This is a genomic window from Halomonas sp. C10-5 (assembly GCF_057169305.1).
The window spans coordinates 2,749,249-2,773,095 of the sequence record NZ_CP175665.1 but is presented as its reverse complement, the minus strand read 5'-3'; the positions used below and the strand labels follow the sequence as shown (position 1 = coordinate 2,773,095).

At 65.6% G+C, this 23,847-nt stretch carries 22 protein-coding genes and 8 tRNA genes; 21 read left to right on the top strand and 9 right to left on the bottom strand.

All coding sequences use genetic code 11. The features are described 5' to 3' along the window. Positions 1 to 58: 58 nt before the first annotated feature. From ccoP to ccoN, 4 genes are read right to left on the bottom strand one after another with little or no spacing between them, the layout of a single operon-like run. Complete coding sequence (gene ccoP, locus ACJ7IV_RS12960) at positions 59 to 988, bottom strand: cytochrome-c oxidase, cbb3-type subunit III (RefSeq protein ID WP_483864746.1); 930 nt, start codon at positions 986 to 988, stop codon at positions 59 to 61. Then, entirely contained in the window at positions 985 to 1,200 is a 216-nt protein-coding gene (locus ACJ7IV_RS12955) for a cbb3-type cytochrome oxidase subunit 3 (protein WP_483864745.1), read from the bottom strand. Before ACJ7IV_RS12955 ends, ccoP begins: the two co-directional genes overlap by 4 nt. A 2-nt stretch (positions 1,201 to 1,202) precedes the next feature. Further along, positions 1,203 to 1,808, bottom strand: coding sequence for a cytochrome-c oxidase, cbb3-type subunit II (gene ccoO, locus ACJ7IV_RS12950; protein ID WP_483864744.1), 606 nt, complete (start codon positions 1,806 to 1,808; stop codon positions 1,203 to 1,205). 23 nt (positions 1,809 to 1,831) lie between these two features. Beyond that, entirely contained in the window at positions 1,832 to 3,256 is a 1,425-nt protein-coding gene (gene ccoN / locus ACJ7IV_RS12945) for a cytochrome-c oxidase, cbb3-type subunit I (RefSeq protein ID WP_300273274.1), read from the bottom strand. Between the two features lie 164 nt (positions 3,257 to 3,420). Here ccoN and ACJ7IV_RS12940 point away from each other — a divergent pair, with 164 nt between their 5' ends. From ACJ7IV_RS12940 to ACJ7IV_RS12895, 10 genes are all read left to right on the top strand, one after another. Continuing rightward, the gene (locus tag ACJ7IV_RS12940; RefSeq protein ID WP_483864743.1) at positions 3,421 to 4,164 is read left to right on the top strand and encodes an alpha/beta family hydrolase; all 744 of its coding nucleotides are present in this window, start codon (positions 3,421 to 3,423) and stop codon (positions 4,162 to 4,164) included. Between the two features lie 89 nt (positions 4,165 to 4,253). After that, positions 4,254 to 4,329: transfer RNA gene (locus ACJ7IV_RS12935), tRNA-Val, on the top strand. Positions 4,330 to 4,368: 39 nt separating this feature from the next. Beyond that, a tRNA-Asp gene (locus ACJ7IV_RS12930) sits at positions 4,369 to 4,445 on the top strand. 29 nt (positions 4,446 to 4,474) lie between these two features. Then, positions 4,475 to 4,551 (top strand) — tRNA-Asp (locus ACJ7IV_RS12925). 51 nt (positions 4,552 to 4,602) lie between these two features. Next, positions 4,603 to 4,679: transfer RNA gene (locus ACJ7IV_RS12920), tRNA-Val, on the top strand. A 3-nt stretch (positions 4,680 to 4,682) separates the two neighbouring features. After that, positions 4,683 to 4,759: transfer RNA gene (locus ACJ7IV_RS12915), tRNA-Asp, on the top strand. A gap of 255 nt (positions 4,760 to 5,014) precedes the next feature. After that, positions 5,015 to 7,027 carry an FAD-dependent oxidoreductase gene (locus ACJ7IV_RS12910; RefSeq protein ID WP_483864742.1) on the top strand — a complete coding sequence of 671 codons (2,013 nt, stop codon included), beginning with the start codon at positions 5,015 to 5,017 and terminating at the stop codon, positions 7,025 to 7,027. A 235-nt stretch (positions 7,028 to 7,262) separates the two neighbouring features. Continuing rightward, entirely contained in the window at positions 7,263 to 9,185 is a 1,923-nt protein-coding gene (locus tag ACJ7IV_RS12905; RefSeq protein ID WP_483864741.1) for a PrkA family serine protein kinase, read from the top strand. A gap of 15 nt (positions 9,186 to 9,200) precedes the next feature. Beyond that, on the top strand, positions 9,201 to 10,487 hold the full coding sequence (locus tag ACJ7IV_RS12900; protein ID WP_483864740.1) for a YeaH/YhbH family protein: 1,287 nt from the start codon (positions 9,201 to 9,203) through the stop codon (positions 10,485 to 10,487). Positions 10,488 to 10,514: 27 nt separating this feature from the next. Further along, a complete protein-coding gene (locus ACJ7IV_RS12895; protein ID WP_483864739.1) occupies positions 10,515 to 12,071 on the top strand; it encodes a SpoVR family protein in 1,557 nt (518 codons plus the stop codon). 120 nt (positions 12,072 to 12,191) lie between these two features. Here ACJ7IV_RS12895 and ACJ7IV_RS12890 read toward each other — a convergent pair whose 3' ends face one another. After that, on the bottom strand, positions 12,192 to 12,506 hold the full coding sequence (locus tag ACJ7IV_RS12890) for a high-potential iron-sulfur protein (protein ID WP_483864738.1): 315 nt from the start codon (positions 12,504 to 12,506) through the stop codon (positions 12,192 to 12,194). 305 nt (positions 12,507 to 12,811) lie between these two features. On the opposite strand from ACJ7IV_RS12890, the gene ACJ7IV_RS12885 reads away from it, so the two are divergent. Both ACJ7IV_RS12885 and ACJ7IV_RS12880 read left to right on the top strand, forming a co-directional pair. Beyond that, positions 12,812 to 13,087, top strand: coding sequence for an Lrp/AsnC family transcriptional regulator (locus tag ACJ7IV_RS12885; protein WP_213311440.1), 276 nt, complete (start codon positions 12,812 to 12,814; stop codon positions 13,085 to 13,087). 95 nt (positions 13,088 to 13,182) lie between these two features. Then, complete coding sequence (locus ACJ7IV_RS12880) at positions 13,183 to 14,049, top strand: DNA/RNA non-specific endonuclease (RefSeq protein WP_483864737.1); 867 nt, start codon at positions 13,183 to 13,185, stop codon at positions 14,047 to 14,049. Between the two features lie 89 nt (positions 14,050 to 14,138). Here the strand turns inward: ACJ7IV_RS12880 and ACJ7IV_RS12875 are convergent. The 3 genes from ACJ7IV_RS12875 to ACJ7IV_RS12865 all read right to left on the bottom strand — a co-directional run bounded on the left by ACJ7IV_RS12875 (position 14,139) and on the right by ACJ7IV_RS12865 (position 14,469). Then, a tRNA-Leu gene (locus tag ACJ7IV_RS12875) sits at positions 14,139 to 14,225 on the bottom strand. A gap of 38 nt (positions 14,226 to 14,263) precedes the next feature. Continuing rightward, a tRNA-Leu gene (locus tag ACJ7IV_RS12870) sits at positions 14,264 to 14,350 on the bottom strand. A 32-nt stretch (positions 14,351 to 14,382) separates the two neighbouring features. Beyond that, positions 14,383 to 14,469, bottom strand: a tRNA-Leu gene (locus tag ACJ7IV_RS12865). 222 nt (positions 14,470 to 14,691) lie between these two features. Here ACJ7IV_RS12865 and rnr point away from each other — a divergent pair. Together rnr and rlmB are read left to right on the top strand one after the other, a co-directional pair. Beyond that, positions 14,692 to 17,112: a ribonuclease R gene (gene rnr / locus ACJ7IV_RS12860; RefSeq protein ID WP_483864736.1), complete on the top strand. Its 2,421-nt coding sequence runs from the start codon at positions 14,692 to 14,694 to the stop codon at positions 17,110 to 17,112. A gap of 53 nt (positions 17,113 to 17,165) precedes the next feature. Beyond that, the gene (rlmB, locus tag ACJ7IV_RS12855) at positions 17,166 to 17,975 is read left to right on the top strand and encodes a 23S rRNA (guanosine(2251)-2'-O)-methyltransferase RlmB (protein ID WP_483864735.1); all 810 of its coding nucleotides are present in this window, start codon (positions 17,166 to 17,168) and stop codon (positions 17,973 to 17,975) included. Positions 17,976 to 18,043: 68 nt separating this feature from the next. On the opposite strand, the gene ACJ7IV_RS12850 is transcribed toward rlmB, so the two are convergent. Further along, positions 18,044 to 19,426: an NAD(P)-binding domain-containing protein gene (locus tag ACJ7IV_RS12850; RefSeq protein ID WP_483864734.1), complete on the bottom strand. Its 1,383-nt coding sequence runs from the start codon at positions 19,424 to 19,426 to the stop codon at positions 18,044 to 18,046. Positions 19,427 to 19,687: 261 nt separating this feature from the next. Here ACJ7IV_RS12850 and ACJ7IV_RS12845 point away from each other — a divergent pair, with 261 nt between their 5' ends. From ACJ7IV_RS12845 to ACJ7IV_RS12815, 7 genes are all read left to right on the top strand, one after another. Continuing rightward, positions 19,688 to 19,873, top strand: a complete 186-nt coding sequence (locus ACJ7IV_RS12845; RefSeq protein WP_483864733.1) for a hypothetical protein — start codon at positions 19,688 to 19,690, stop codon at positions 19,871 to 19,873. A 114-nt stretch (positions 19,874 to 19,987) separates the two neighbouring features. Further along, positions 19,988 to 20,371, top strand: coding sequence for a 30S ribosomal protein S6 (gene rpsF / locus ACJ7IV_RS12840; RefSeq protein WP_483864732.1), 384 nt, complete (start codon positions 19,988 to 19,990; stop codon positions 20,369 to 20,371). Between the two features lie 33 nt (positions 20,372 to 20,404). After that, complete coding sequence (gene rpsR / locus ACJ7IV_RS12835) at positions 20,405 to 20,632, top strand: 30S ribosomal protein S18 (protein ID WP_027960188.1); 228 nt, start codon at positions 20,405 to 20,407, stop codon at positions 20,630 to 20,632. Between the two features lie 12 nt (positions 20,633 to 20,644). Then, entirely contained in the window at positions 20,645 to 21,496 is an 852-nt protein-coding gene (locus ACJ7IV_RS12830; RefSeq protein WP_483864731.1) for a hypothetical protein, read from the top strand. A gap of 15 nt (positions 21,497 to 21,511) precedes the next feature. Then, positions 21,512 to 21,958, top strand: coding sequence for a 50S ribosomal protein L9 (gene rplI, locus ACJ7IV_RS12825; RefSeq protein ID WP_161431260.1), 447 nt, complete (start codon positions 21,512 to 21,514; stop codon positions 21,956 to 21,958). A 121-nt stretch (positions 21,959 to 22,079) separates the two neighbouring features. After that, positions 22,080 to 23,468 (top strand): replicative DNA helicase, encoded by a 1,389-nt coding sequence (dnaB, locus tag ACJ7IV_RS12820; protein WP_161431261.1) that lies wholly within the window; start codon positions 22,080 to 22,082, stop codon positions 23,466 to 23,468. Between the two features lie 79 nt (positions 23,469 to 23,547). Beyond that, on the top strand, positions 23,548 to 23,841 hold the full coding sequence (locus ACJ7IV_RS12815) for a hypothetical protein (protein ID WP_483864730.1): 294 nt from the start codon (positions 23,548 to 23,550) through the stop codon (positions 23,839 to 23,841). Positions 23,842 to 23,847: the final 6 nt, after the last annotated feature.

Below are 23,847 nucleotides of genomic sequence, written 5' to 3'. Positions count from 1 at the left end.
AAACGAGAAAGGGTGCGACCTGGAGCCGCACCCTTTCTGCACCCGATGGCAGGTCGCCTCAGTCCTGGTCGCGCAGGCTGTAGACGTAGGCGGCCACCAGGTGGACGCGCTCCTCGCCGATATAAGCGGCCTGGGCCGGCATGTGGCCGTTACGGCCGTTGCGCAGGGTCTGGCGCACGGAGTCCGCGACGCTCTGGCCGGGCTGCTGGTAGAGCCAGATATCGTTGGTCAGGTTGGGCGCACCGAGTGCCTGATTGCCGGTGCCGTCGGGCATGTGGCAGGCCGCACACACCGAGGCGAAGGTCGCCGCACCGCTCTCGGCACGCTCGGCTTCATGCTCCTGGCCAGACAGTGACAGCACGTGCTGGGTGACGTTCTCGATGTTCTCCTCGCCGAGCTGCTGCCAGGAGGGCATCAGACCGTTGCGGCCGTTGTTGAGGGTCGCCAGGATCTGCTCCGGCTCGCCACCGTAGAGCCACTCGTCGTCGGTCAGGTCGGGGAAGCCGTAGCCGCCCTGGGCGCCCGAGCCGTGACACACCGCACAGTTGTTGAGGAAGATCCGCTCGGCGACCTGCATCGCCTCGCCGTCCTGGGCCAGCTCGGGGATCGGGACCTCCTCATACTGGGCGAAGATCGGCGTGAAGCGCTCCTCGGCGCGCGCCACTTCCTTCTCCCACTGCTCCTCCTGGCTCCAGCCCAGCACGCCGGCGAAGTTGCCGAGGCCCGGGTAGAGCACCAGGTAGCCCAGCGCGAAGATCACGGTGCCCACGTAGAGCTGGAACCACCAGCGCGGCAGCGGGTTGTCGTACTCCTCGATGCCATCGGCGGCGTGGCCGGTGGTATCCACGTTGCCCTCGGCATCAGGGGTCTTGTCGGTCTTGCGGTTGGCGTAGAGCAGCCAGAAGGCAATTCCGATGGAGCCCAGCGTGATGACGATGATCCAGGCGCTCCAGAACCCGGAAAGGGAGTCACCCCAGAGATTGTTCATGTGTTCCTGTCTCCCTTGTGCTTGCGGGAATCGGCCCCGTTCGGCGAGGCGCTCGTGTCACGGTTCGGTTGTTCGTCATCGTCGGCGAAGGGCAGGTTGGCCGCCTCGTCGAAGTCAGGCTTGCGCCGCTTCGAGTAGGCCCAGGCGGCGATGCCGATGAAGGCCACGATCAGTACGCCGGTGACGATGCCGCTTACGGTGCCGCTATCCATGCTCAGTTGCTCTTCAGGACGGTGCCCAGCTGCTGCAGGTAGGCGATCAGGGCAGTGATCTCCTGCTCGCCGCGAACCTCGCTGGTGGCGTTATCGATCTGCTCGTCGGTGTAGGGCACGCCAAGGGCACGCAGGGCACGCATCTTCTTCGGGGTATCCTCGCCGTCGAGGGTGTTCTCGAACAGCCACGGGTAGGCCGGCATCACCGATTCGGGCACCACGTCGCGCGGGTTGTACATGTGGGCGCGGTGCCAGTCATCGCTGTAGCGGCCGCCGACGCGGGCCAGGTCCGGCCCGGTGCGCTTGGAGCCCCACAGGAAGTTGTGGTCGTAGACGGTCTCTCCGGCCACGGTGTAGGGGCCGTAGCGCTCGGTCTCGGCCCGGAACGGGCGCACCATCTGCGAATGGCAGCCCACGCAGCCCTCGCGGCGATAGATGTCGCGGCCTTCCAGCTCCAGGGCCGAGAGGGGCTCGAGGCCCTCCACCGGCTCCGTGGTCTGTTTCTGGAAGAACAGCGGCACCACCTCGGCCAGGCCGCCGAAACTGATCACCACCAGGATCAGCACGGCGAGCAGCCCGACATTCTTTTCGACGATCTCGTGTCTCATTGGAAGTCTCGTTCCCTGTAGGCTCAGGCGGTCTGCGGAAGCGGCTGGCGAGCACCCTCACCGCGCTTGACGGTCATGGTGACGTTGTAGGCCATGATCAGCATGCCGGTGACCCAGCACAGGCCGCCGATCAGGCGCACGATGTAGCCCGGGCCACTGGCCTCCACGGCCTCGACGAAGGTGTACATCAGGGTGCCGTCGGGGTTGATGGCGCGCCACATCAGACCCTGGAGGATGCCGTTGACCCACATGGCGGCGATGTAGAGCACGGTGCCGATGGTGGCCAGCCAGAAGTGCACGGCGATCAGGTTGACGGAGTGCATCTCGGTGCGGCCGAACAGGCGCGGGATCAGGTGATACATGGAGCCGATGGTGATCATCGCTACCCAGCCCAAGGCGCCGGCGTGGACGTGACCGATGGTCCAGTCGGTGTAGTGGGAGAGGGCGTTGACGGTCTTCACCGCCATCATCGGGCCCTCGAAGGTGGACATGCCGTAGAAGGAGAGGGCCACCACCAGGAAGCGCAGGGTCGGGTCGGTACGCAGCTTATGCCAGGCACCGGAGAGGGTCATCATGCCGTTGATCATGCCGCCCCAGGAGGGAGCCAGCAGGATGATCGACAGCACCATGCCCAGCGACTGGGTCCAGTTGGGCAGTGCGGTGTAGTGCAGGTGGTGCGGGCCGGCCCACATGTAGACCATGATCAGCGCCCAGAAGTGGACGATGGACAGGCGGTAGGAGTAGACCGGGCGCTCGGCCTGCTTGGGCACGAAGTAGTACATCATGCCCAGGAAGCCGGCGGTCAGGAAGAAGCCCACCGCGTTATGGCCGTACCACCACTGCACCATGGCGTCGATGGCGCCGGCGTAGATGGAGGTGGAGTACCAGGCGGTGACCGGAAGCGCCGCGTTGTTGACGATATGCAGCACCGCGATGGTGAGGATGAAGGCGGCATAGAACCAGTTGGCCACATAGATATGCGATACCTTGCGGCGCTTCACGGTCATCAGGAAGACGATGGCATAGGCGATCCAGACCACGGCCAGCAGGATGTTGATCGGCCACTCGAGCTCGGCGTACTCCTTGGTGGTGGTGTAGCCCAGGGGGAGCGTGATGACCGCCAGAAGGATGACCGCCTGATATCCCCAGAAGGTGAAGGCGGCGAGCCGGTCGGAGAACAGCCGTACCTGGCAGGTCCGCTGCACCACGTAATAGGAGGTGGCGATCAGCGCCGAGCCGCCGAAGGCGAAGATGACGGCGTTGGTGTGCAGCGGGCGCAGGCGGCCGAAGCTGGTCCAGGGCAGATCGAGGTTCAGTTGCGGCCAGACCAGCTGGGCGGCGAGGATGACACCGAGTGTCATGCCCACGATGCCCCAGACCACGGTCATGATCGCGAACTGCCGAACTACCTTGTAGTTGTAGGTCGGGTGTTCAAATGCTGTGCTCATGTCGGGTTCCCATCGAACGCGGTAGGAGATAAAGCTGCGTCAGTTTGTCACGGACGCGGCCTCCCTGAGGATGATGCGAGTCAATTCGGCGAGGATTCTACCCCAGCCAGACGATATCCTGAACACGCCTATCGGCGTAATTGCAGAACTCGCAAGGAGATCACTTGTCGCATTATACCGGCCCGGATTATGAGTCGATTACCCCGCACGAGTGTCGCGAGCGCCTGTTGAGGGGCGAGCTTGGGCACTGGCAGTTGCCCGATGGCCCCCTCGAGGTGAGCGGCGAGGCATCCGTCGGGCGACTGCTGATCGCCCACGGTGCGGGCGCGGGCCAGGATTCCACGTTCCTGCAACGGCTGCGTGCCGGCCTGGCCGAAGGCGGTGTGCAGACCCTGGCCATCGAGTTCGCCTATCTTCAGAAGATGCGCCGCGAAGGGCGCCGGCGTCCGCCGCCCAGGGTGGAGCGACTGGTGGAAGAGATGGCGGCCTGGTGCGACCTTCTGACGCACCCCGAGCTCCCGCCTCTATGGCTGGGTGGCAAGTCGATGGGCGGACGGGTGGCCAGCCTGTTCGCTGCCCGCGGCGGCGCCCCTGGCCTGGTGCTGTGCGGCTACCCCTTCCATCCCCCCGGCAAGCCCGAGCGCCTGCGCCTGGATCACTGGCCTCAGCTGACCTGTCCCACACTGGTGGTGCAGGGCACGCGCGACCCCTTCGGCACCCGTGAGGAGGTGGCTGGCTATGCGCTCCCCGGGAGCGCGCGACTGCACTGGCTGGAAGATGGCGACCACGACTGGAAGCCGCGGCGCGCCAGCGGCAGGAGCCAGGTCCAGCTGATCGATGAGGGAGTTGTCGCCATCCTTGCCTGCATCACCGCGCACGCCAGCGGCCATTCACAGCCAAGTGAATGAATCCGCTGGCGAATGCCGTGTCGACGCCGGGTGACAAAAAGCGTTGACTTTGAAAGCCGCCCCTGTAGAATGCAGCGCCACGTGACCGGGGGTGGTTAGCTCAGCTGGGAGAGCACCAGCCTTACAAGCTGGGGGTCACAGGTTCGAACCCTGTACCACCCACCACTGCCTCGGCAGTCCCGAATCACGTAGGTAGCACGCAGCGGACCGGTAGTTCAGTTGGTTAGAATGCCGGCCTGTCACGCCGGAGGTCGCGGGTTCGAGTCCCGTCCGGTCCGCCAACGTGTTTCCGATCAGTCAGCCCTGTTGCGGACCGGTAGTTCAGTTGGTTAGAATGCCGGCCTGTCACGCCGGAGGTCGCGGGTTCGAGTCCCGTCCGGTCCGCCATCTAGGCCTGGCAGCTTGCTTGAGAAAGTGCAGTAACTTGTGCGATTGCGTGGGTGATTAGCTCAGTTGGTTAGAGCACCAGCCTCACATGCTGGGGGTCACTGGTTCGAATCCGGTATCACCCACCACGCGGACCGGTAGTTCAGTTGGTTAGAATGCCGGCCTGTCACGCCGGAGGTCGCGGGTTCGAGTCCCGTCCGGTCCGCCAACGTCGCCACGAATTCCCGAAGCCCCGAGCCTTGCTCGGGGCTTCTTCGTGTGTGCGCCCTTCATCTCTGGTCATGGCATTTTTCCGCCTCCCCTGACCGACCTGTCTGCCCTTGCTGTCCTCCTGAGTCTCTCACCACGATGCTGGCGCTGGCCTCGTCCGTGCCCCACGGTTTTGCACGCCTGCGTCAGCTGTCATACAGTTGTTTGAATTCGGTCCGATAACAACTTCCCCGACACTGCCCGGAGCGCCGCCATGACCGCCTATCCCCACCTGTTTCGCCCCCTCGAGCTTGGTCATCTGACCCTGCCCAATCGGATCCTGATGGGCTCCATGCACACCAACCTGGAGGAGGTGCCGGGTGGCTTCGCGCGCCTGGCGGCCTTCTACGCCGAACGCGTCCGGGAGGGCGTCGGGCTGATCGTCACCGGTGGCATCGCGCCGAACCCCGAAGGCGCCGTCTTCCAGGGGGCGGCGACCCTGGAACGCGAGGAGCAACTGGACGATCACCGCCGGGTGATAGAGGCGGTGCACGGAGAGGGTGGCCGGATCTGCATGCAGATACTGCACGCAGGGCGCTATGCCTATACTCCGGAGCCGGTGGCACCCTCGGCGATCCAGGCGCCCATCAACCCCTTTGCCCCCCGGGCGCTGACGAGCGAGGAGGTGGCGCGCCAGGTCGACGATTACGTACGCTGCGCCGAGCTGGCGAAACGGGCCGGCTACGATGGTGTGGAGGTGATGGGTTCCGAGGGGTACCTGATCAACCAGTTCATCTGTCGGCGCACCAACCAGCGCGATGACGCCTGGGGCGGGGAGTTCGAGCAGCGTATCCGCTTCCCGCTGGAGATCGTACGGCGCATCCGCGAGGCGGTGGGCGATGGCTTCCTGGTGATCTTCCGGCTGTCGATGATCGATCTGGTGGAGGAGGGCAGCACCCATGATGAGGTGGTGGCCCTGGCCAGGGCGATCGAGGCGGCCGGAGCGGATGCGCTCAACACCGGGATCGGCTGGCACGAGGCACGCATTCCCACCATTGTCACCAGCGTGCCCCGGGCGGCCTTTACCGAGGTGACCCGGCGACTGAAGGGGGCGGTCTCCCTGCCGCTGATCACCACCAACCGCATCAACATGCCCGAGGTCGCCGAGCGGGTGCTGGCCGAAGGGCATGCCGACATGGTCAGCATGGCGCGGCCCTTCCTCGCCGATCCGGCCTGGGTCAGCAAGGCCGCGGCGGGACGCAGTGACGAGATCAATACCTGTATCGCCTGCAACCAGGCCTGCCTCGACCACACCTTCGCCGGCAAGCTCACCTCCTGTCTGGTCAACCCGCGAGCCGGTCACGAGACCGAGCTGGTCATCGAGCCGGTGGCGGCGCCGCGCCGCATCGCCGTGGTGGGCGGCGGGCCGGCGGGCCTGGCCGCCGCGTTGACCGCAGCCGAGCGCGGTCACGCGGTCACCCTCTTCGAACGGGATGGCGAACTCGGGGGCCAGTTCCACTATGCTCGCCAGATTCCCGGCAAGGAGGAGTTCGCCGAGACCCTGCGCTACTTCCGGGTGATGCTGGACAAGCACGGCGTCGAGGTGCGCCTCAGGCACACCGCGGAGGTGGCGACGCTGGCCGACTTCGATGCGGTGGTGCTGGCCAGCGGCGTGCGTCCGCGCCGGCTCGAGCTGGCCGGTGCCGATCACCCCAAGGTGATGGGCTATCCCGAGGCGATCCAGCATCCCGAACGGGTGGGGCCGCGGGTGGCGATCATCGGGGCGGGAGGCATCGGCTTCGACGTGGCCGAGCTGCTGACCCAGGTCGGCCAGCCGTCGCTGGATGCCGAGGCCTGGTGCGAGGAGTGGGGCGTGGATCTTGCCGTCTCCACACCCGGAGGGCTCATGGCGCCGCGTCCCCCGGAGGTGCCGCGTCGGGTCTTCCTGCTGCAGCGCAAGACCAGCAAGCCCGGTCGCGGGCTCGGCAAGACCACCGGCTGGGTGCATCGCGCCTCGCTCAAGCAGCGCGGGGTGGAGACCCTTGCCGGTTGTGAATACCGGCATATCGATGATGCCGGCCTGCATATCCGTCACGCCGATCAGCCACGCCTGCTGGAGGTCGATACGGTGGTGGTCTGTGCCGGCCAGGAGTCGGTGCGCGAGCTCTATGAGCCACTGCGCGAGGCCGGTGTGGCGGTGCATCTGGTCGGTGGCGCAAGCGAGCCCGGTGAGCTCGATGCCAAGCGTGCCATCGAACAGGGTACCCGGGTGGCCGCCATGCTCTGAGCTCTTCCGGTCGTTGTGCTGCGGGCCTGCCGTCATCGTGATGGCGGGCCCGCTGCGTTGAATGGCCTTGGCGCGGTGATGTCGAACCATGAGTCCGTGGCGGGCTCATAGGAATTAAGCCCAAGCGTTGACTGGAAGTCTGCCGATAGTGTGCCGCGCTGACCTACGCTGAAGGTGACCCTGTTCTCGCGCGCCCGCATGCCGGCGCCGAGCCATCGGGCTTAAGGAGGCATCGATGAGCATCTTCGACCATGTGCAGAACCGTTTCGCCCGCGTCCAGCAGGAGGAGATGAGCCTACAGGAGTATCTGGAGCTGTGCCGCGGCGAGCCGATGGCCTATGCCTCGGCCGCCGAGCGTATGCTCCAGGCGATCGGCGAGCCGGAGGTCATCGACACGGCCAAGGACCCACGGCTGTCACGCATCTTCTCCAACAAGGTGATCCGTCGTTACCCGGCGTTTGCCGAGTTCTACGGCATGGAGGAGTCGATCGAGCAGATCGTTGCCTATTTCCGCCATGCCGCCCAGGGGTTGGAGGAGCGCAAGCAGATCCTCTACCTGCTGGGGCCGGTGGGTGGCGGCAAGTCATCGCTCGCCGAGCGGCTCAAGTTGCTGATGGAGCGCGTGCCCTTCTATGCTATCAAGGATTCGCCGGTCTACGAGTCGCCGCTGGGGCTGTTCTCGCCGGAGGAGGATGGCGAGCTGCTGGAGAAGGAGTACGGCATTCCGCGCCGCTACCTGAAGAGCGTGATGTCCCCCTGGGCGGCCAAGCGGCTCAAGGAGTATGGCGGCGACATCAGCCAGTTTCGGGTGGTGCGTCTCTATCCCTCGCGGCTCAACCAGGTCGCCATCTCCAAGACCGAGCCCGGCGACGAGAACAACCAGGATATCTCCTCGCTGGTGGGCAAGGTGGATATCCGCCAGCTCGAGCTCTACTCCCAGGATGACCCCGACGCCTACAGCTTCTCCGGTGGCCTGTGTCGGGCCAACCAGGGGCTGATGGAGTTCGTCGAGATGTTCAAGGCGCCGATCAAGGTGCTGCATCCGCTGCTCACCGCCACCCAGGAGGGCAACTACAACCCCACCGAAGGCATGGGGGCTATCCCCTTCGAGGGCGTCGTGCTGGCCCACTCCAACGAGAGTGAGTGGCAGACCTTCCGCAACAACCGCAACAACGAGGCCTTCCTGGACCGGGTCTACATCGTCAAGGTGCCTTACTGCCTGCGCGTCTCCGAGGAGGTGAAGATCTACGAGAAACTGCTCGAGCACTCGTCGCTGGCCGAGGCACCCTGTGCGCCAGACACCCTGCGCATGCTGGCGCAGTTCTCGGTGCTCTCGCGGCTCAAGGAGCCGGAGAACTCGAGCATCTACTCCAAGATGCGGGTCTACGACGGCGAGAACCTCAAGGACACCGATCCCAAGGCCAAGTCGATCCAGGAGTACCGTGATGCAGCGGGGGTCGACGAGGGCATGGACGGGCTCTCCACCCGCTTCGCCTTCAAGATCCTCTCCAAGGTGTTCAACTTCGACAGCCACGAGGTGGCGGCCAACCCGGTGCACCTGCTCTACGTGCTGGAGCAGCGCCTGGAGCAGGAGCAGCTGCCCCGCGAGATCTTCGAGCGCTACCTGCGCTTCATCAAGGAGTTCCTGGCGCCGCGCTATGTGGATTTCATCGGTAAGGAGATCCAGACGGCCTACCTCGAGTCCTACTCCGAGTACGGCCAGAACATCTTCGACCGCTATGTCACCTACGCCGACTTCTGGATCCAGGACCAGGAGTACCGAGACCCCGAGACCGGCGAGTTCCTCGACCGCCAGGCCATCAATGAGGAGCTGGAGAAGATCGAGAAGCCGGCGGGCATCTCCAACCCCAAGGACTTCCGCCACGAGGTGGTCAACTTCGTGCTGCGGGCACGTGCCCAGAACAATGGCATGAACCCCAGCTGGCAGTCCTACGAGAAGCTGCGCGGGGTGATCGAGCACAAGATGTTCGCCAACACCGAGGAGCTGCTGCCGGTGATCTCCTTCAACGCCAAGGCCTCCAGTTCCGACCAGAAGAAGCACGAGGACTTCGTGGCGCGCATGGTGGAACGTGGCTACACCGAGAAACAGGTGCGCCTGCTCTCCGAATGGTACCTGCGGGTGCGCAAGTCGCAGTAGTGCGAGGAGGTCCGCATGAGCTATTTCATCGATCGACGGGCCAACGCCAAGCACAAGAGCGCGGTCAACCGACAACGCTTCCTCGACCGTTATCGCACCCATATCAAGCGGTCGGTGGAGGAGGCGGTCAATCGCCGCTCGATCACCGACATGGAGCGCGGCGAGAAGGTCTCGATTCCCGCCCGGGACATCTCGGAACCGGTGTTCCAGCATGGCCCCGGGGGCAAGCGGCGCATCGTTGCCCCGGGCAACAAGGAGTTCGTCGAGGGTGACCGCCTGCGACGTCCCGGCGGCGGGGGCGGCGGTGACGGCTCGGGGGAGGGGGGCGCCTCCAACCAGGGCGAGGGGGTCGACGAGTTTGCTTTCACCCTCTCCCGTGAGGAGTTCCTCGACTTCGTCTTCGACGGCCTGGAGCTGCCGCATCTGGAGCGCAAGAACCTGGTCGATCTCGACGAGGTGCGTCCGGTACGCGCAGGGGTCTCCAAGCAGGGAGTGCCGGCAAGGATCAATATCGTGCGCTCCATGCGCGAGGCCCACGCCCGACGCATCGCCATGCGCGCGCCGATTCGACGTGCCCTGCGCGAGGCCCGCGAGGCGCTGGAGGTCGAGGAGCGCAAGGACCCCGTACTGCGCAACCCGGCGCGCATCGCTGAGCTCAGGGCCGAGGTGGAACGTCTCGAGAAGCGCCTCGAGGCGGTGCCCTTCATCGATACCTACGACCTGCGCTACAACCACCTGGTCAACCAGCCGCAGCCCTCCAGCAAGGCGGTGATGTTCTGCGTGATGGACGTCTCCGGCTCCATGACCCAGGCCCACAAGGATATCGCCAAGCGCTTCTTCCTGCTGCTCTACCTCTTCCTCGAGCGCAACTACGAGAAGGTCGAGCTGGTCTTCGTGCGCCACCACACCGCCGCCCGGGAGGTCGACGAGGAGGAGTTCTTCTACTCCCGGGAGACCGGCGGCACCATCGTCTCCAGCGCCCTGACGCTGGTCGACGAGATCATTGCCGAGCGCTACCCGCCGGGGCAGTGGAACCTCTACGTGGCCCAGGCCTCGGACGGCGACAACTGGGACGACGATTCGGTGGCCTGCCGCGACCTGCTGGTCAGCAAGCTCATGCCGCGGCTGCAGTACTTTACCTACGTGGAGATCACGCCCCATGCCCATCAGGCGCTGTGGGAGGAGTACGAGAGCGTGGCCGCCGAGTTCCCGGCCCGCTTCGCCATGCGCCAGATCGTCGAGGCGGGAGATATCTACCCGGTATTCCGCGAGCTGTTCAAGCGCCGTGTCGCCGGCAGCTGAGGGCCGGTCAGCGGCCGAGGAGGCAAGATGACCCGACGCAAGCCCATCGCCACGGGGTCCGACTGGAACTTCGAGATACTCGCCGAGTTCGAGCGGGAGATTGCCCGCCTGGCCGACGAGTATCGCCTGGATACCTATCCCAACCAGATCGAGGTGATCACCTCCGAGCAGATGATGGACGCCTACGCCAGCGTGGGCATGCCGGTGGGCTATCACCACTGGTCATTCGGCAAGCAGTTCCTGGCCGTGGAGCAGGCCTACCGTCGTGGCCAGATGGGCCTGGCCTATGAGCTGGTGATCAACTCCGACCCCTGCATCGCCTACCTGATGGAGGAGAACACCCTGATGATGCAGGTGCTGGTCATGGCCCACGCCTGCTACGGCCACAACTCCTTCTTCAAGGGCAACTACCTGTTTCGCACCTGGACGGACGCCAGCTCGATCATCGACTACCTGGTGTTCGCCCGGAAATATATCGCCGAATGCGAGGAGCGCCACGGCGTCGCCGCGGTTGAGCAGCTGCTCGACGCCTGCCATGCCCTGCAGAATTATGGTGTCGATCGCTACAAGCGCCCCTCGCCGATCTCCGCCGAGGAGGAGGTGCGGCGCCAGAAGGAGCGCGAGCAACTCCTGCAGGCCCAGGTCAATACCCTGTGGCGCACCATTCCCGAGCATCGCTCGCCGGAGGCATTTGGCAGCGAGCAGGACGCGGAGGATCCACTAGGCCTGCACGCCGGCGGCCGCTACCCGTCGGAGCCCCAGGAGAACCTGCTCTACTTCATCGAGAAGAATGCCCCGCTGCTGGCGCCGTGGCAGCGCGAGGTGGTGCGCATCGTGCGCAAGCTGGCGCAATACTTCTATCCCCAGCGCCAGACCCAGGTGATGAACGAGGGTTGGGCGACCTTCTGGCACTACACTCTGATGAACCGACTCTTTGATGAGGGCGCGGTGGATGAGGGGCTGATGCTGGAGTTCCTGCAGTCCCACACGGCGGTGGTCCAGCAGCCCGCCTTCGACAGCCCCTGGTACAACGGCATCAATCCCTATGCGTTGGGTTTCGCCATCTTCAGCGACCTCAAGCGCCTCTGTGAGGCGCCCACCGAGGAGGATCGCCAGTGGTTCCCGGATACCGCCGGCAGCGACTGGCGCGAGACCCTAGAGTTCGCCATGAAGAACTTCAAGGACGAGTCCTTCATCCAGCAGTTCCTGTCGCCCCGGGTGATCCGTGATCTCAAGCTCTTCATGCTGGTCGATGATGACCAGGAGGAGATGCTGGAGGTGACGGCGATCCACGACGAGCGCGGGTATCGACGCATCCGGGAGGCGCTGGCCGCCCAGTACGCGCTCGCGGTGCGCGAGCCCAATATCCAGGTCTATTCGGCAGACATCCGCGGCGACCGTTCGCTGACCCTGCGGCATGTCCAGGATGACCGCCGTCCCCTGGCGCGCAGCGTCTACCCGGTGATTCGCCACCTGCATCAGCTGTGGGGCTTCCCGGTGCGCCTGGAGTCGGTCCAGGATGAACATGTGGTGCGGCGCTACCAGTGGCCGCTGCCGGACGAGGAGGGCGCCGAACGAGCCTGAAGCGTCGCTTCGGGTGCCGGGGGGCAGTCCCTCGGGGCCCGGGCAGGCCGTAAAAAACAGGACCCGCGCCGTGGCGCGGGTCCTCGCATATGCCAGTTGGCGGTCGGTGCCGCCCGGGCATCAGCCCTGGGCGGTCCAGGACTGGCACCAGCCCGCCGGCTCGACACTGTTCTGGGGGAACAGCTGGCAGCCATTGGTGTCGGCTTGGAAGAACATGCAGTTGTTGCACTGCTCGCCTTCCGCGTAGGCCGGGTGGTCGGCGGCCTCGGTGGCATCCTTGACGTAGTTGAGGGCCTGGGCCTGCTCGGCTGAGGGGTCCAGCGGCGGCAGGTCCTGAGCGAAGGCGCTCTTTGACAAGATGCCCGCACCCAGCGGCAGGGCGGCCATGCCCAGCAGGCTGTTACGCATGAAATCACGACGGCTGTGGTTAGCCATGGAATCTCCTTATTGTCTCGTTGCCAGTCACGGTCGGGCGTCTGCCCGCTATCCTCGGGTGGTGTCCCACCTCTCGAACTCCGACAGTCGGCTGCCGGAGGAGTTCGTCAGCTCATGGTAGTCAAGGCGCCTGGCACATGCGAACACGTGGCTGCGACGGCTTGTCGCAGTCACGCGAGGTGTCGGGCCACTCGCGATTCTTCCCGGCCCCCGGCACTGGTATACTCGATGCCAGACCCCGGGGCCGCCGTCGACGGCGGCCCGTCGCCCACTCCGCCCTCGGGGCGCAAGCTGGAGAGAGCCCGATGCAGAATGCCGTGATCCTGATCAATGCCGAGAAGGGACAGGTCAAGTCGGTGGCCGAGCGCCTGGCCGACGTGGAGGGAATCAGCGAGGTCTACTCCACCTGCGGCCGCTATGACCTAGTGGCCATCGCCCGTACGCGCGACTTCGAGAGTCTGGCGGAGCTGGTCACCGGGCGTCTGAATGCGGTGGAGGGCATCCGCGAGACCGAGACCCTGAATGCCATGCAGGTGCACTCCCGCCACGACCTCGAGACCATGTTCTCGCTGGGCTGGTAGCCTGAGTCGCGGCTCGCCGCCAGCGGTGTAGCGGCGGCCTGTCGTCCGCCTTCTCTATGTAGTTCCCCGTCCTTCCATCGGAAAGCCATTCACGGATGAGTCGCCGACGTTCCCCCCTGTTGCGCCGTGGCCGACCGCTGCGGCGCCTCGCCGTCAGCCTGCTGTTCGTGGCCGTGAGCACCGGCCTGTGGCATTTCCAGGCCCGCGAACTGCGTGATTCCCTGGTGTGGATGGGCGTGCCCGAGTGGCAGCAGGTGTCGCCCTCCAGCTTCCACCGTGTGCTGCGCAACGAGGGGTTCTTGGTGGGCTGGTCCGATGTGCGGGTCAATCCGCTGTGGGTCAGCTATCGACTCCAGGCGGTGGAGGATCCCCGATCCGGGCCGCGCCCCGGGTTCCGCCAGGATTGGCGCACCCTGTGGCCCATCGGTACCGACCACTACGCCGGCAGTGGCTTCGACCGCGGCCACCTGGCGCCCAATTACGCCATCGCCGCGGTGCATGGTCGTGATGCCCAGCTCGACACCTTCTACATGAGCAACATGACGCCTCAGCGTCCCGATCTCAATCGGCGGCTGTGGCAGCGCCTGGAAGAGGTGGTGATGGACCACTTCGTGCCTCGCTTCGGCACCGTGCAGGTGATAACCGGGCCGGTATTCCCCGAGCGCTTCCTCGACAATGTCTTCAACCGGGTCGGCTTCGTGGAGGTTCCCGAGGCTTTCTACAAGATCATCGTGGTGCCCGCCGAGAGCCCCCGAGCGCTGGCCTTCCTGATGCCTCAGGGCGTGCGCGGCGACGAGCCGCTGGATGACTTTCTGGTGAGCATCGACGAGCTGGAGGTACGCACCGGGCTCGACTTCTTTCCCAACCTGCCGGCAGCGGCCGCCGAGGCGCTGGAGGGGCGGGTGAGTACCCATGGCTGGGCGCTGGAGGAGGTCGCGAAGCGCCCCGGGCGCTTCGAGTAGGGCCTATCGAGCAGGCACAAAAAAACCGCGATCCATGTCGCGGTTTCTTGTGTGTATCGTCTGATCCAGCCTGCATGACGCTGAAAAAATGGTGCCCAGGAGAGGACTTGAACCTCCACATCCGTAAGGATACTAGCACCTGAAGCTAGCGCGTCTACCAATTCCGCCACCTGGGCGCATCATGCATCTCGTCGTGTCCGCTTCTCCGAAGGAGTGGTGCCCAGGAGAGGACTTGAACCTCCACGTCCGTAAGGACACTAGCACCTGAAGCTAGCGCGTCTACCAATTCCGCCACCTGGGCGAACACGAGCGAGTCGTACTGTAAAAGAGCGATGGTGCCCAGAAGAGGACTTGAACCTCCACGTCCGTAAGGACACTAGCACCTGAAGCTAGCGCGTCTACCAATTCCGCCATCTGGGCAGGCGACGCGTATGGTACCCGAATTCGCCGGCTTTGCAAGGGGCAGGATGGCCGCGAGGTGATTTTTTCCAGCCTCGAGCGGCCCGCCAAGGTTGGGTGGCCGCGCCCGCGGCGCTATACTGCGGCCATGATCAATGAATCCCCAAGCAACATCTCGTTCCCGCGGCGCTCGAGCGCCTCCTTACCCATGTCGTCCCCGACCCTGCCAAGGATGCACCGCGCATGACCCACTGGACGCTCAGCGACGATCCGCACGCGGAACGCGAAGCCCACAAGTATGACAAGCCCGCCCCCAGCCGCGAGTACCTGCTGGCCCGTCTGGAAGAGGTCGGCAAGCCGATCACCCACGAGAGGATGAGCCAGCAGCTTGGCCTCGAGGATGAGGAGCTGCAGGAGGCTGTGCGTCGCCGGCTGGCGGCCATGGAGCGTGATGGCCAGGTGCTGCGCAACCGTGCCGGTGCCTACGCGCTGATCGACAAGCTCGACCTGATCAAGGGTAAGGTGCTGGGTCACCGCGACGGCTTCGGCTTCCTGCTGCGTGACGACGGCAAGAAGCCCGATCTGGTACTGCCGCCGCGGCAGATGCGCCGTGTCTTCCACGGCGATCACGTGCTGGCACGGGTCAGCGGTCGCGACCGCCGCGGCCGCGACGAGGCCACCATCGCCGAGGTGCTGGCGCGTAACACCCAGACCATCGTCGGCGTCTATCGCCAGAACACCCCCGAGTTCGGTGTGCTGATCCCCGAGAATGCCCGCATTACCCAGGAGATCATCATTCCCCACAGTGCCTGCGGGGGGGCGAAGGATGGCCAGGTGGTCTCGGCGCACATCGTCAAGCAGCCCGAGACCCGGGTGCAGCCGGTGGGCGAGGTGATCGAGGTGCTGGGCGAGCGCATGGATCCCGGGATGGAGATCGATATCGCCATCCGCAGCTACGAGATCCCCGCCGAATTCCCGCCGGAGGTCCACGACCAGATCGCCGGCATGTCCGCCGAGGTGGCCGAGGAGGACACGCATCGGCGCATCGACCTGCGCGACGTGCCGCTGGTGACCATCGACGACGAGAGCGCCAAGGACTTCGATGACGCCGTCTGCGCCTGGAAGACCAAGTCCGGGAGCTGGAAGCTGCTGGTGGCCATCGCCGACGTCTCCCACTATGTGAGACCGGGCAGCGCCCTGGACCAGGAGGCGATCCGCCGCGGCAACTCTGTCTACTTCCCGGGACAGGTGGTGCCGATGCTGCCGGAGCTGCTCTCCAACGGGCTCTGCTCGCTCAACCCGGCCGTCGATCGCCTGGCCCTGGTCTGCGAGATGAATATCTCCCAGAGCGGTGCCATCAGCCGCTACCGCTTCTACGAGGCGGTGTTCCAGTCCCATGCGCGCCTCACCTACAATAAGGTGGCGGCGATCCTCGACGACGAGGGCCAGGAGGGAGAGGCCCTGCGCGAGGAGTACAGCGAACTGGTGCCGTCGCTGAAGAACCTGCACGCTCTCTACCGGCTGCTGCGCGAGGCCCGGGTGGAGCGGGGCGCCATTGACTTCGAGACCACCGAGACGGCTATTGTCTTCAACGACGAGCGCAAGATCGAGAAGATCGTGCCGCGCTCCCGCAACGATGCCCACAAGATCATCGAGGAGTGCATGCTGGCGGCCAACGTGGCCACTGCGCGCTTCCTCGACAAGCATGACCTGCCGGCCCTCTACCGCATCCACGAGAAGCCATCACCGGAGCGCCTCGACAAGCTGCGCCTGTTCCTCAACGAACTGGGCCTGTCGCTGGCCGGCGGCGACGACCCGAGTCCCCAGGACTATCGTGACCTGGCCGAGGCCATCAAGGGGCGCCCCGACAGCGATGTCATCCAGACGGTGATGCTGCGCTCCATGAGCCGGGCGGTCTACTCGCCCCAGAACGATGGCCACTTCGGCCTGGCCTATCCGGCCTATGCCCACTTCACCTCGCCGATCCGGCGCTACCCGGACCTGCTGGTGCATCGCGCCATCCGCTCGGTGATCCGCGGGCCGCGCCAGACCAATACGGTACTGCGTGCCGACGGGGCGGCGGTGGAGCCACCCAGCAAGTGGGCGCCCTATACCTTCGAGCAGATGCTCGAGCTCGGCGAGCACTGCTCGATGACCGAGCGCCGTGCCGACGATGCCACCCGCGACGTCGAAGACTGGCTCAAGTGCGAGTTCATGTCCGACAAGCTCGGCGAGGTCTACGACGGCACCATCGCCTCGGTGACCCAGTTCGGCATCTTCGTGCGGCTCGACGAGGTCTATGTCGAGGGGCTGGTCCACGTCACCTCGCTGCCCTCCGATTACTACCACTACGAGCCGGAGAAGCACCGCCTCAAGGGCGAGCGCAGTGGCATGAGCTACCGCCTCGGCGACGGCGTCACGGTGCAGGTGGCCCGGGTCGACCTGGACGATCGCAAGATCGACTTCGCCCTGGCCGACGACAAGCCGCGCCCCCAGCGTGCGCCGCGCCGGCGCCGTGCGGTGGATGATGCGCCCGCCAAGGGGCGCGCCAGCGCCGGTGGCAAGCCGCCCAAGGCCGAGGCATCCGCCGCCAAGGGAGACAAGTCCGACAAGGGCGATGGCCGCAAGCGCAGCGGCAACCGTCGGCGCCGTTCGCGGCGCTGAATCCTGTGGCGGGCCATCGGGCCCGCCGTGTGACCCTCGATGAAGCGATAACCATGAAGCACAAGCGATCCCACCGGCCTGCCGCCGGCAAGCCCGCCGCGCCCGGTGGCCTGGAGGCGGTATTCGGCGTCCACGCCGTGCGTGCCTTGATCGAACGCGGCGAGACGCCTCGCGAACTGTGGGTGCAGGAGGGCAGTGCGGGGGCGCGCCTGGCCGAGCTGGTGGAGGTTGCCCGCCGCGGCGGCGCCCGCATCCAGTCGCGTCCGCGTGACGAGCTCGATCGCCTGGCCCAGGGGGCCGCCCACCAGGGCGTCGTGGCCTTCACCACGCCGCTGGCGTTCGAGGCCGAGAATGCGCTGTGGTTCCGCCTGGAAGCGTGGCCCCATGCGACGCCCCCGCTGCTGCTGGTGCTCGACGGTATCACCGACGTGCACAACTTCGGCGCCTGCCTGCGCAGTGCCGATGCCGCCGGGGTGCATGGGGTGATCGTGGCTAAGGACAAGGCCGCGCCGCTCAACGCCATGGTGCGCAAGGTCGCCTGCGGTGCCGCCGAGAGCGTGCCGGTCTATCAGGTCACCAACCTCTCCCGGGCCCTGGCCAGGCTCAAGTCGCTCGGCATCTGGGTCACCGGCACCGCCGGTAAGGCCGAGTCGCTGATCTTCGAGGTCGACCTCACCGGGCCCACGGCGCTGGTGATGGGGGCCGAGGGCAAGGGCATGCGCCGCCTGACCCGCGAGGCCTGCGACCAGCTGGTCAAGCTGCCCATGGCCGGCACCGTCTCCAGCCTCAACGTCTCGGTGGCCACCGGCATCAGCCTCTTCGAGGCGGTACGCCAGCGGGGGCGGGCGACGCCCGGGACCTGAAGCCCGGGGGCTGGAACGACAACGCCTGCCGTATGGCAGGCGTTGTCGTCTCTACGCGGCGCGAACGATCAGCTGTCGGCTTCCTCGGGGGTAGCGGCCGGGCGTCTGGCAGGGGCGTCGAGGAAGGCCTCCAGTGAATCATCCATGGCATCCAGCCAGCGGGTATGGTGGGCCGGCGCCTGGGTGCCGGTCATCAGCGAGGAGTAGGACTTGTCACGGAAGGTCATGATGTCCGTGTGCTTGTGCTGCTCCCACTCGAGGAAGGTCCGGTTGACCCCCTCGATGTCGAAGCTCGGATAGTCGGTGGCATCGATCAGGCTGGCGACATAGTCGCCCTGGAAACGGATCATCTGCTCATCATCTTCCAGCGCCTCCTCGCGCTCGCGCCAGGCCTGGCTGTCGGCCTGCATGGTCTCGCGGTCGGGGAGGGCGATACGCCCCAGGATGATGTCGCGGACATACCAGGCCTGGGCGTCGAACATGTTGAAGGTGTACCACTGATCCTGCATGCCCAGGTAGAAGAGCCCGGGGTTGTCCTCCCAGACGACCCCGCGGTAGAGCCCCAGCGGCCACAGGCGGTTGTTGGTCTGCAGACGCAGGGCGTCCGGCAGGAAGGGGAAGTGGTGCAGGTAGCCGGTGCACAGGATGATGGCATCCACCTGCTTGCTGGTGCCGTCGGCGAAGTAGGCGGTGTTGCCGTCGACCCGCTGCAGCAGGGGCTTCTCCTCCCAGTTCTCGGGCAAGTCGAAGCCCATGGGACGGGTGCGGTAGCTGGTGGTGATGCTGCGCGCGCCATACTTGTAGCACTGCGAGCCGATATCCTCGGCGGAGTAGCTGCTGCCCACCAGCAGCAGGTTCTTGCCCTGGAACTCCAGGGCGTCCCGGAAATCGTGGGCATGCAGGATGCGGCCGTTGAAGGCCTCGAAGCCCTCGAACTCGGGCACGTTAGGCGTGGAGAAGTGGCCCGAGGCCACCACCACATGGTCGAAGATCTCGCTCTCGACCACGTCGCGCTCATGGTCATGCACGGTGATCAGGAAGGTCCCGTCGTTCTCCCGGTATTCCACATGACGGACGGGGCAGTTGAAGCGGATGTACTCGCGTACGCCTGACTTCTCGACGCGCCCCTTGATGTAGTCCCACAGCACGGCACGCGGCGGATAGGAGGCGATCGGCTTGCCGAAGTGCTCCTCGAAGCTGTAGTCGGCGAACTCCAGGCACTCCTTGGGGCCGTTGGACCACAGGTAGCGGTACATGCTGCTGTGGACGGGTTCGCCATTGGCATCGAGGCCGGTGCGCCAGGTGTAGTTCCACTGGCCGCCCCAGTCGCTCTGCTTCTCGAAGCAGACCAGTTCGACGGGGTCGGCCCCCTTCTCGAAGGCTGACTGGAAGGCGCGCAGTTGCGCCAGGCCGCTGGGGCCGGCACCGATGATGGCAACACGTTTTGTCATGAATGGCTCCGTGAGAGAGGCTCGCCACGGCGCCGCCGACAGCGGCGTCCGGGTCGAGCATCGAGATGGCAGAAAGCATGGATGCCCGGTGCCCGTCAGGGGGCAGGACGCCTGGTCCGCGATTCGGTCCCGGGGCGGTGATCCGTCCCCGGGATGGGGTGCGCCTGTCGTAGTGACGGGGCGGAGTGCTTGCTGATGGCGTCATGGCGCCGATTCCGAGGCAGGGCCCATGCAGGCCGGCGACAGCGGCGGAGAGGCGGCATGGTGCGCCCGGAATCAGTGCGGATGTGGCGTGTCGGCCACGGGGAAAGCGGGGTGGTCCATAACTATGCGTTATCAAAATATGGATATTTGATTATTATGTCAAATATCTGTCCGGTGCTGCCGCGCCCCCTCGAGGCCATGGTCGAGGAAACGCGCCTTGCTAGTCCGGCGGCCATTCTTTAGAATGCTTGCGCCCGTTCGTCCATCGAGCGGGCATTCGTGTTTCTTCTATCACCTCCTTGCTTCCCCGGAGCGCCGAGACCTCCCGAGGAAGCTGCCAAACCGCAAGGAGATCCCATGCGTCATTACGAAATCGTGTTCATGGTCCATCCGGACCAGAGCGAGCAGGTTCCGGCCATGGTCGAGCGCTACACCAGCCTCGTCACCGAGAACGGCGGCACCGTGCATCGCCTGGAGGATTGGGGCCGTCGTCACCTGGCCTACCCGATCAACAAGATCCACAAGGCTCACTACGTGCTGATGAACGTCGAGTGCAGCGGCGAGACCCTCGACGAGATCGAGAACATCTTCCGCTTCAACGATGCCATCATCCGCAGCCTGGTGGTGCGCTGCAACGAAGCCATCACCGAGGCCTCGCCGATGATGAAGCCGGTGGAGGAGAAGCGTGCCCGTCGCGAAGACAAGCCCCGCGACGAGAAGCCCCGCGCCGAGTCCGCCTGATCACCCCCATCGCACGTCTGAAGGAGTCTTCACATGGCACGCTTTTTCCGTCGCCGCAAGTTCTGCCGTTTCACCGCCGAGGGCGTGAAGCAGATCGATTACAAGGATCTGGACACCCTCAAGGCCTACATCACCGAGACCGGCAAGATCGTTCCCAGCCGCATCACCGGTACCAAGGCCCGCTACCAGCGCCAGCTGGCGACCGCCGTCAAGCGCTCGCGCTACCTGGCACTGCTCCCCTACTCCGATAGCCACCAGTAAGCCGGCGGCAAGATGCTGACGATCGCCCGCTGGGTGATGCGCGGTACGCCCTACGCCTCCGGCGGGGCCGCCGTGGCCACCCTGATTCCCTGGCTGTTCTGGCTGGGGGCCGCCATCGCGGCCCTGGTCACCCTGCGTCGGGGGCTCTCCCCGGCACTGCCGGTGATCGTGGCCGCCGCCGTGCCTTCGGGCTGGTGGTGGATGCAGGGGGATGTCATCCCGCTCTCCAGCGTGCTGCTGGTGACTCTGATGGCGGTGGTGCTGCGTTCCCGCCTGCGCTGGAGCGAGGCGCTGATCGTCGGCGCCCTGGCCGGCGCGGTGATGATCCAGCTGGGTATCTTCCTGCCCCCCGGGGGCACCGGGGAGATGCTCGACCAGCTGCGACAGGCCTCTCCCGAGGTGGAGCGCCTGCTCACCGAGCTGGGCAGCCAGGGACTCGATACCGAGCAGCTGGCGGGATTGCTGATCGGCGGAGTCACCGGCCTTATCGTGCTGATTGCCGCCGTGGCCTGTCTGGCCCTGGCGCGCAGCTGGCAGGCGGGACTCTACAACCCCGGGGGCTTCCGCGAGGAGTTCCACGCCCTGCGCCTGGCGCCGCGTGAGCTCGCCGTGCTGGTGGTGCTCGGGGCAATCGGCGCCGTGCTGGGGCTTCCGGGCCTTGGCATGCTGTTGTGGGTTCCGCTGCTGGTCGCCGGCATCGCCCTGGTGCATGGATTTATCGGACTGAAAGGGATGAACGGGCTGTGGCTGGTCGCCTTCTACCTGCTGCTGATCACCACCTGGCCCATGATTCTGATCGTGCTGCTGCTGGCCTTCATCGACGCCTTCGCGAACATTCGCGGGCGCCTGGCCAGCCGCAACTGACAAGAGGTTTACGAGATGGAAGTCATTCTGCTCGACAATATTGGCAAGCTGGGCGGCCTGGGTGACCAGGTCACCGTCAAGCCCGGTTACGGCCGCAACTACCTGGTGCCCTACGGCCTCGCCGTGCCGGCCACCAAGGACAACATCGAGGCCTTCGAGGCCCAGCGTGCCGAGCTCGAGGCCCAGGCTGCCGAGCGCAAGGCCGAGGCCGAGGCGCGTGCCGCCCAGCTCAACGAGATCGAGCTCTCCCTGGTCGCCAAGTCCGGCGACGAGGGCAAGCTGTTCGGCTCCATCGGGCCCCGCGACCTGGCCGATGCCATCGCCTCGGCCGGCATCGATGTGGCCAAGAGCGAAGTGCGCATGCCGGAAGGTCCGATCCGCGCCACCGGCGAGTACGACATTGCGCTGCGTCTGCACGCCGATGTCGAAGCCACCGTGCGCGTGGTGGTGGTGGCCGAGTAAGTCCTGACGGCCGCTCCTGACGAGGGGCGCGGGGAGAGATCCTCGCGCCCCTCGTCGCGTTTTTATTGTGTCTGTCTGGGGTAGAATGGCGACCCCGCAATGCCCAGGGTGAACCATCGCCATGTCAGAGATGCTCGAGCACGACCAGGAAACCGCCGCCCTCAAGGTGCCGCCCCACTCGCTGGAGGCGGAGCAGTCGGTGCTGGGCGGGCTGATGCTCGACAACCAGGCCTGGGACAACGTCGCCGACCGCCTGGTGGCCGACGACTTCTATCGCTATGAGCACCGCCTGATCTTCAACGTCATGGCGGAGCTGGCCGAGTCGGCGCGGCCGCTGGACGTGGTGACCCTCTCCGAGGCGCTGGAGGGGCGTGACCAGCTGGACACCGTGGGCGGCCTGGCCACCCTCGCCGAACTGGCCCGCAATACCCCCTCCGCGAGCAATATCCGCGCCTATGCCGATATCGTTCGCGAGCGGGCGACTCTGCGCAAGTTGATCCGTGCCGCCAGCCAGATCGCCGATGGTGCCTTCAGCCCCCAGGGGCGGCCGGCGGACGAGCTGGTCGACGAGGCCGAGCGGCTGGTGTTCCAGATCAGCGAGGAGCGCCCCAAGTCGGGCGGCCCCATCGGCATGAGCGAACTGCTCGCCAAGGCAGTGGACCGCATCGACGAGCTGTTCAACATGAAGGGCGAGATGACCGGCCTCTCCACCGGCTTCCGCGACCTGGACGAGATGACCTCGGGGCTGCAGCCCTCGGACCTGGTGATCATCGCCGGGAGGCCCTCGATGGGCAAGACCACCTTCGCGATGAACATCGTCGAACATGCGGTCATCTCCAGCGAGAAGCCGGTGATGGTGTTCTCCATGGAGATGCCCGCCGATGCCCTGATGCTGCGCATGCTCTCGTCGCTGGGCCGCATCGACCAGACCCGGGTGCGTACCGGCCAGCTGGAGGACGAGGACTGGCCGCGGCTGACCTCGGCGGTGAACCTGCTCAAGGACAAGCAGCTGTTCATCGATGATACCGCGGCGCTGTCGCCCAACGAGATGCGCTCGCGGATTCGTCGCCTGGTGCGTGAGCACGGCAACGTCGGGCTGGTGATGATCGACTACCTGCAGCTGATGCAGATCCCCGGCTTTTCCGAGAACCGTACCGGCGAGATCTCCGAGATCTCCCGCTCGCTAAAGGGGCTGGCCAAGGAGTTCGGCTGTCCGGTGGTGGCGCTCTCCCAGCTCAACCGCTCCCTCGAGCAGCGTCCCAACAAGCGGCCGGTGATGTCGGACCTTCGTGAATCGGGCGCCATCGAGCAGGACGCGGACGTGATCGCCTTCGTCTATCGCGACGAGGTCTATAATCCCGACAACCCCGACAATCAGGGCCTGGCCGAGCTGATCATCGGTAAGCAGCGTAACGGCCCCATCGGCACGGTCCATATGGCCTTCATCGGTCGCTATACCCGCTTCGAGGACCTGGCGCCCGACAGCTATGGTGACGGTTTCGGCGAGTGAACAGGAGTGCTGCGGGTTGAGCCCCCGCGGTGGCCCCGTATAATGCCCACCCCTCGAACGAGTACAGGAAGGAGGCAGCATGGCAGGCGGATTTCAGCGCGGCAATCGGCGCCGCACCCCCAAGCTGGAGGCGCGCGGCGAGCTCCAGTCCGTGGAGCGTGAAGGCCCGTTCAAGGAGTGGCTGGGCATGCCCGACCTCTACCGCTACCAGCTGGTGGTGGAGGGCGAGTCCTACAGCTACCAGACCGAGGATGCCGAGCTGCCGGTGTCTGTCGGTGATCGTGTGGTGTTCCGCTACAAGGAGACCAAGGCCGGCAAGTGGGTCGACCGCAACTCCCTGGGCAAGGCGATCGATCCTTCCGACTATCAATAGCTTGTG

Bases quoted from the DNA above. Each gene is read 5' to 3' on its own strand.
- ccoP (WP_483864746.1), bottom strand. From the start codon at position 988: ATGAACAATCTCTGGGGTGACTCCCTTTCCGGGTTCTGGAGCGCCTGG.
- ACJ7IV_RS12955 (WP_483864745.1), bottom strand. From the start codon at position 1,200: ATGGATAGCGGCACCGTAAGCGGCATCGTCACCGGCGTACTGATCGTG.
- ccoO (WP_483864744.1), bottom strand. From the start codon at position 1,808: ATGAGACACGAGATCGTCGAAAAGAATGTCGGGCTGCTCGCCGTGCTG.
- ccoN (WP_300273274.1), bottom strand. From the start codon at position 3,256: ATGAGCACAGCATTTGAACACCCGACCTACAACTACAAGGTAGTTCGG.
- ACJ7IV_RS12910 (WP_483864742.1), top strand. From the start codon at position 5,015: ATGACCGCCTATCCCCACCTGTTTCGCCCCCTCGAGCTTGGTCATCTG.
- ACJ7IV_RS12905 (WP_483864741.1), top strand. From the start codon at position 7,263: ATGAGCATCTTCGACCATGTGCAGAACCGTTTCGCCCGCGTCCAGCAG.
- ACJ7IV_RS12900 (WP_483864740.1), top strand. From the start codon at position 9,201: ATGAGCTATTTCATCGATCGACGGGCCAACGCCAAGCACAAGAGCGCG.
- ACJ7IV_RS12895 (WP_483864739.1), top strand. From the start codon at position 10,515: ATGACCCGACGCAAGCCCATCGCCACGGGGTCCGACTGGAACTTCGAG.
- ACJ7IV_RS12890 (WP_483864738.1), bottom strand. From the start codon at position 12,506: ATGGCTAACCACAGCCGTCGTGATTTCATGCGTAACAGCCTGCTGGGC.
- ACJ7IV_RS12885 (WP_213311440.1), top strand. From the start codon at position 12,812: ATGCAGAATGCCGTGATCCTGATCAATGCCGAGAAGGGACAGGTCAAG.
- ACJ7IV_RS12880 (WP_483864737.1), top strand. From the start codon at position 13,183: ATGAGTCGCCGACGTTCCCCCCTGTTGCGCCGTGGCCGACCGCTGCGG.
- rnr (WP_483864736.1), top strand. From the start codon at position 14,692: ATGACCCACTGGACGCTCAGCGACGATCCGCACGCGGAACGCGAAGCC.
- rlmB (WP_483864735.1), top strand. From the start codon at position 17,166: ATGAAGCACAAGCGATCCCACCGGCCTGCCGCCGGCAAGCCCGCCGCG.
- ACJ7IV_RS12850 (WP_483864734.1), bottom strand. From the start codon at position 19,426: ATGACAAAACGTGTTGCCATCATCGGTGCCGGCCCCAGCGGCCTGGCG.
- ACJ7IV_RS12845 (WP_483864733.1), top strand. From the start codon at position 19,688: ATGGTGCGCCCGGAATCAGTGCGGATGTGGCGTGTCGGCCACGGGGAA.
- rpsF (WP_483864732.1), top strand. From the start codon at position 19,988: ATGCGTCATTACGAAATCGTGTTCATGGTCCATCCGGACCAGAGCGAG.
- rpsR (WP_027960188.1), top strand. From the start codon at position 20,405: ATGGCACGCTTTTTCCGTCGCCGCAAGTTCTGCCGTTTCACCGCCGAG.
- ACJ7IV_RS12830 (WP_483864731.1), top strand. From the start codon at position 20,645: ATGCTGACGATCGCCCGCTGGGTGATGCGCGGTACGCCCTACGCCTCC.
- rplI (WP_161431260.1), top strand. From the start codon at position 21,512: ATGGAAGTCATTCTGCTCGACAATATTGGCAAGCTGGGCGGCCTGGGT.
- dnaB (WP_161431261.1), top strand. From the start codon at position 22,080: ATGTCAGAGATGCTCGAGCACGACCAGGAAACCGCCGCCCTCAAGGTG.
- ACJ7IV_RS12815 (WP_483864730.1), top strand. From the start codon at position 23,548: ATGGCAGGCGGATTTCAGCGCGGCAATCGGCGCCGCACCCCCAAGCTG.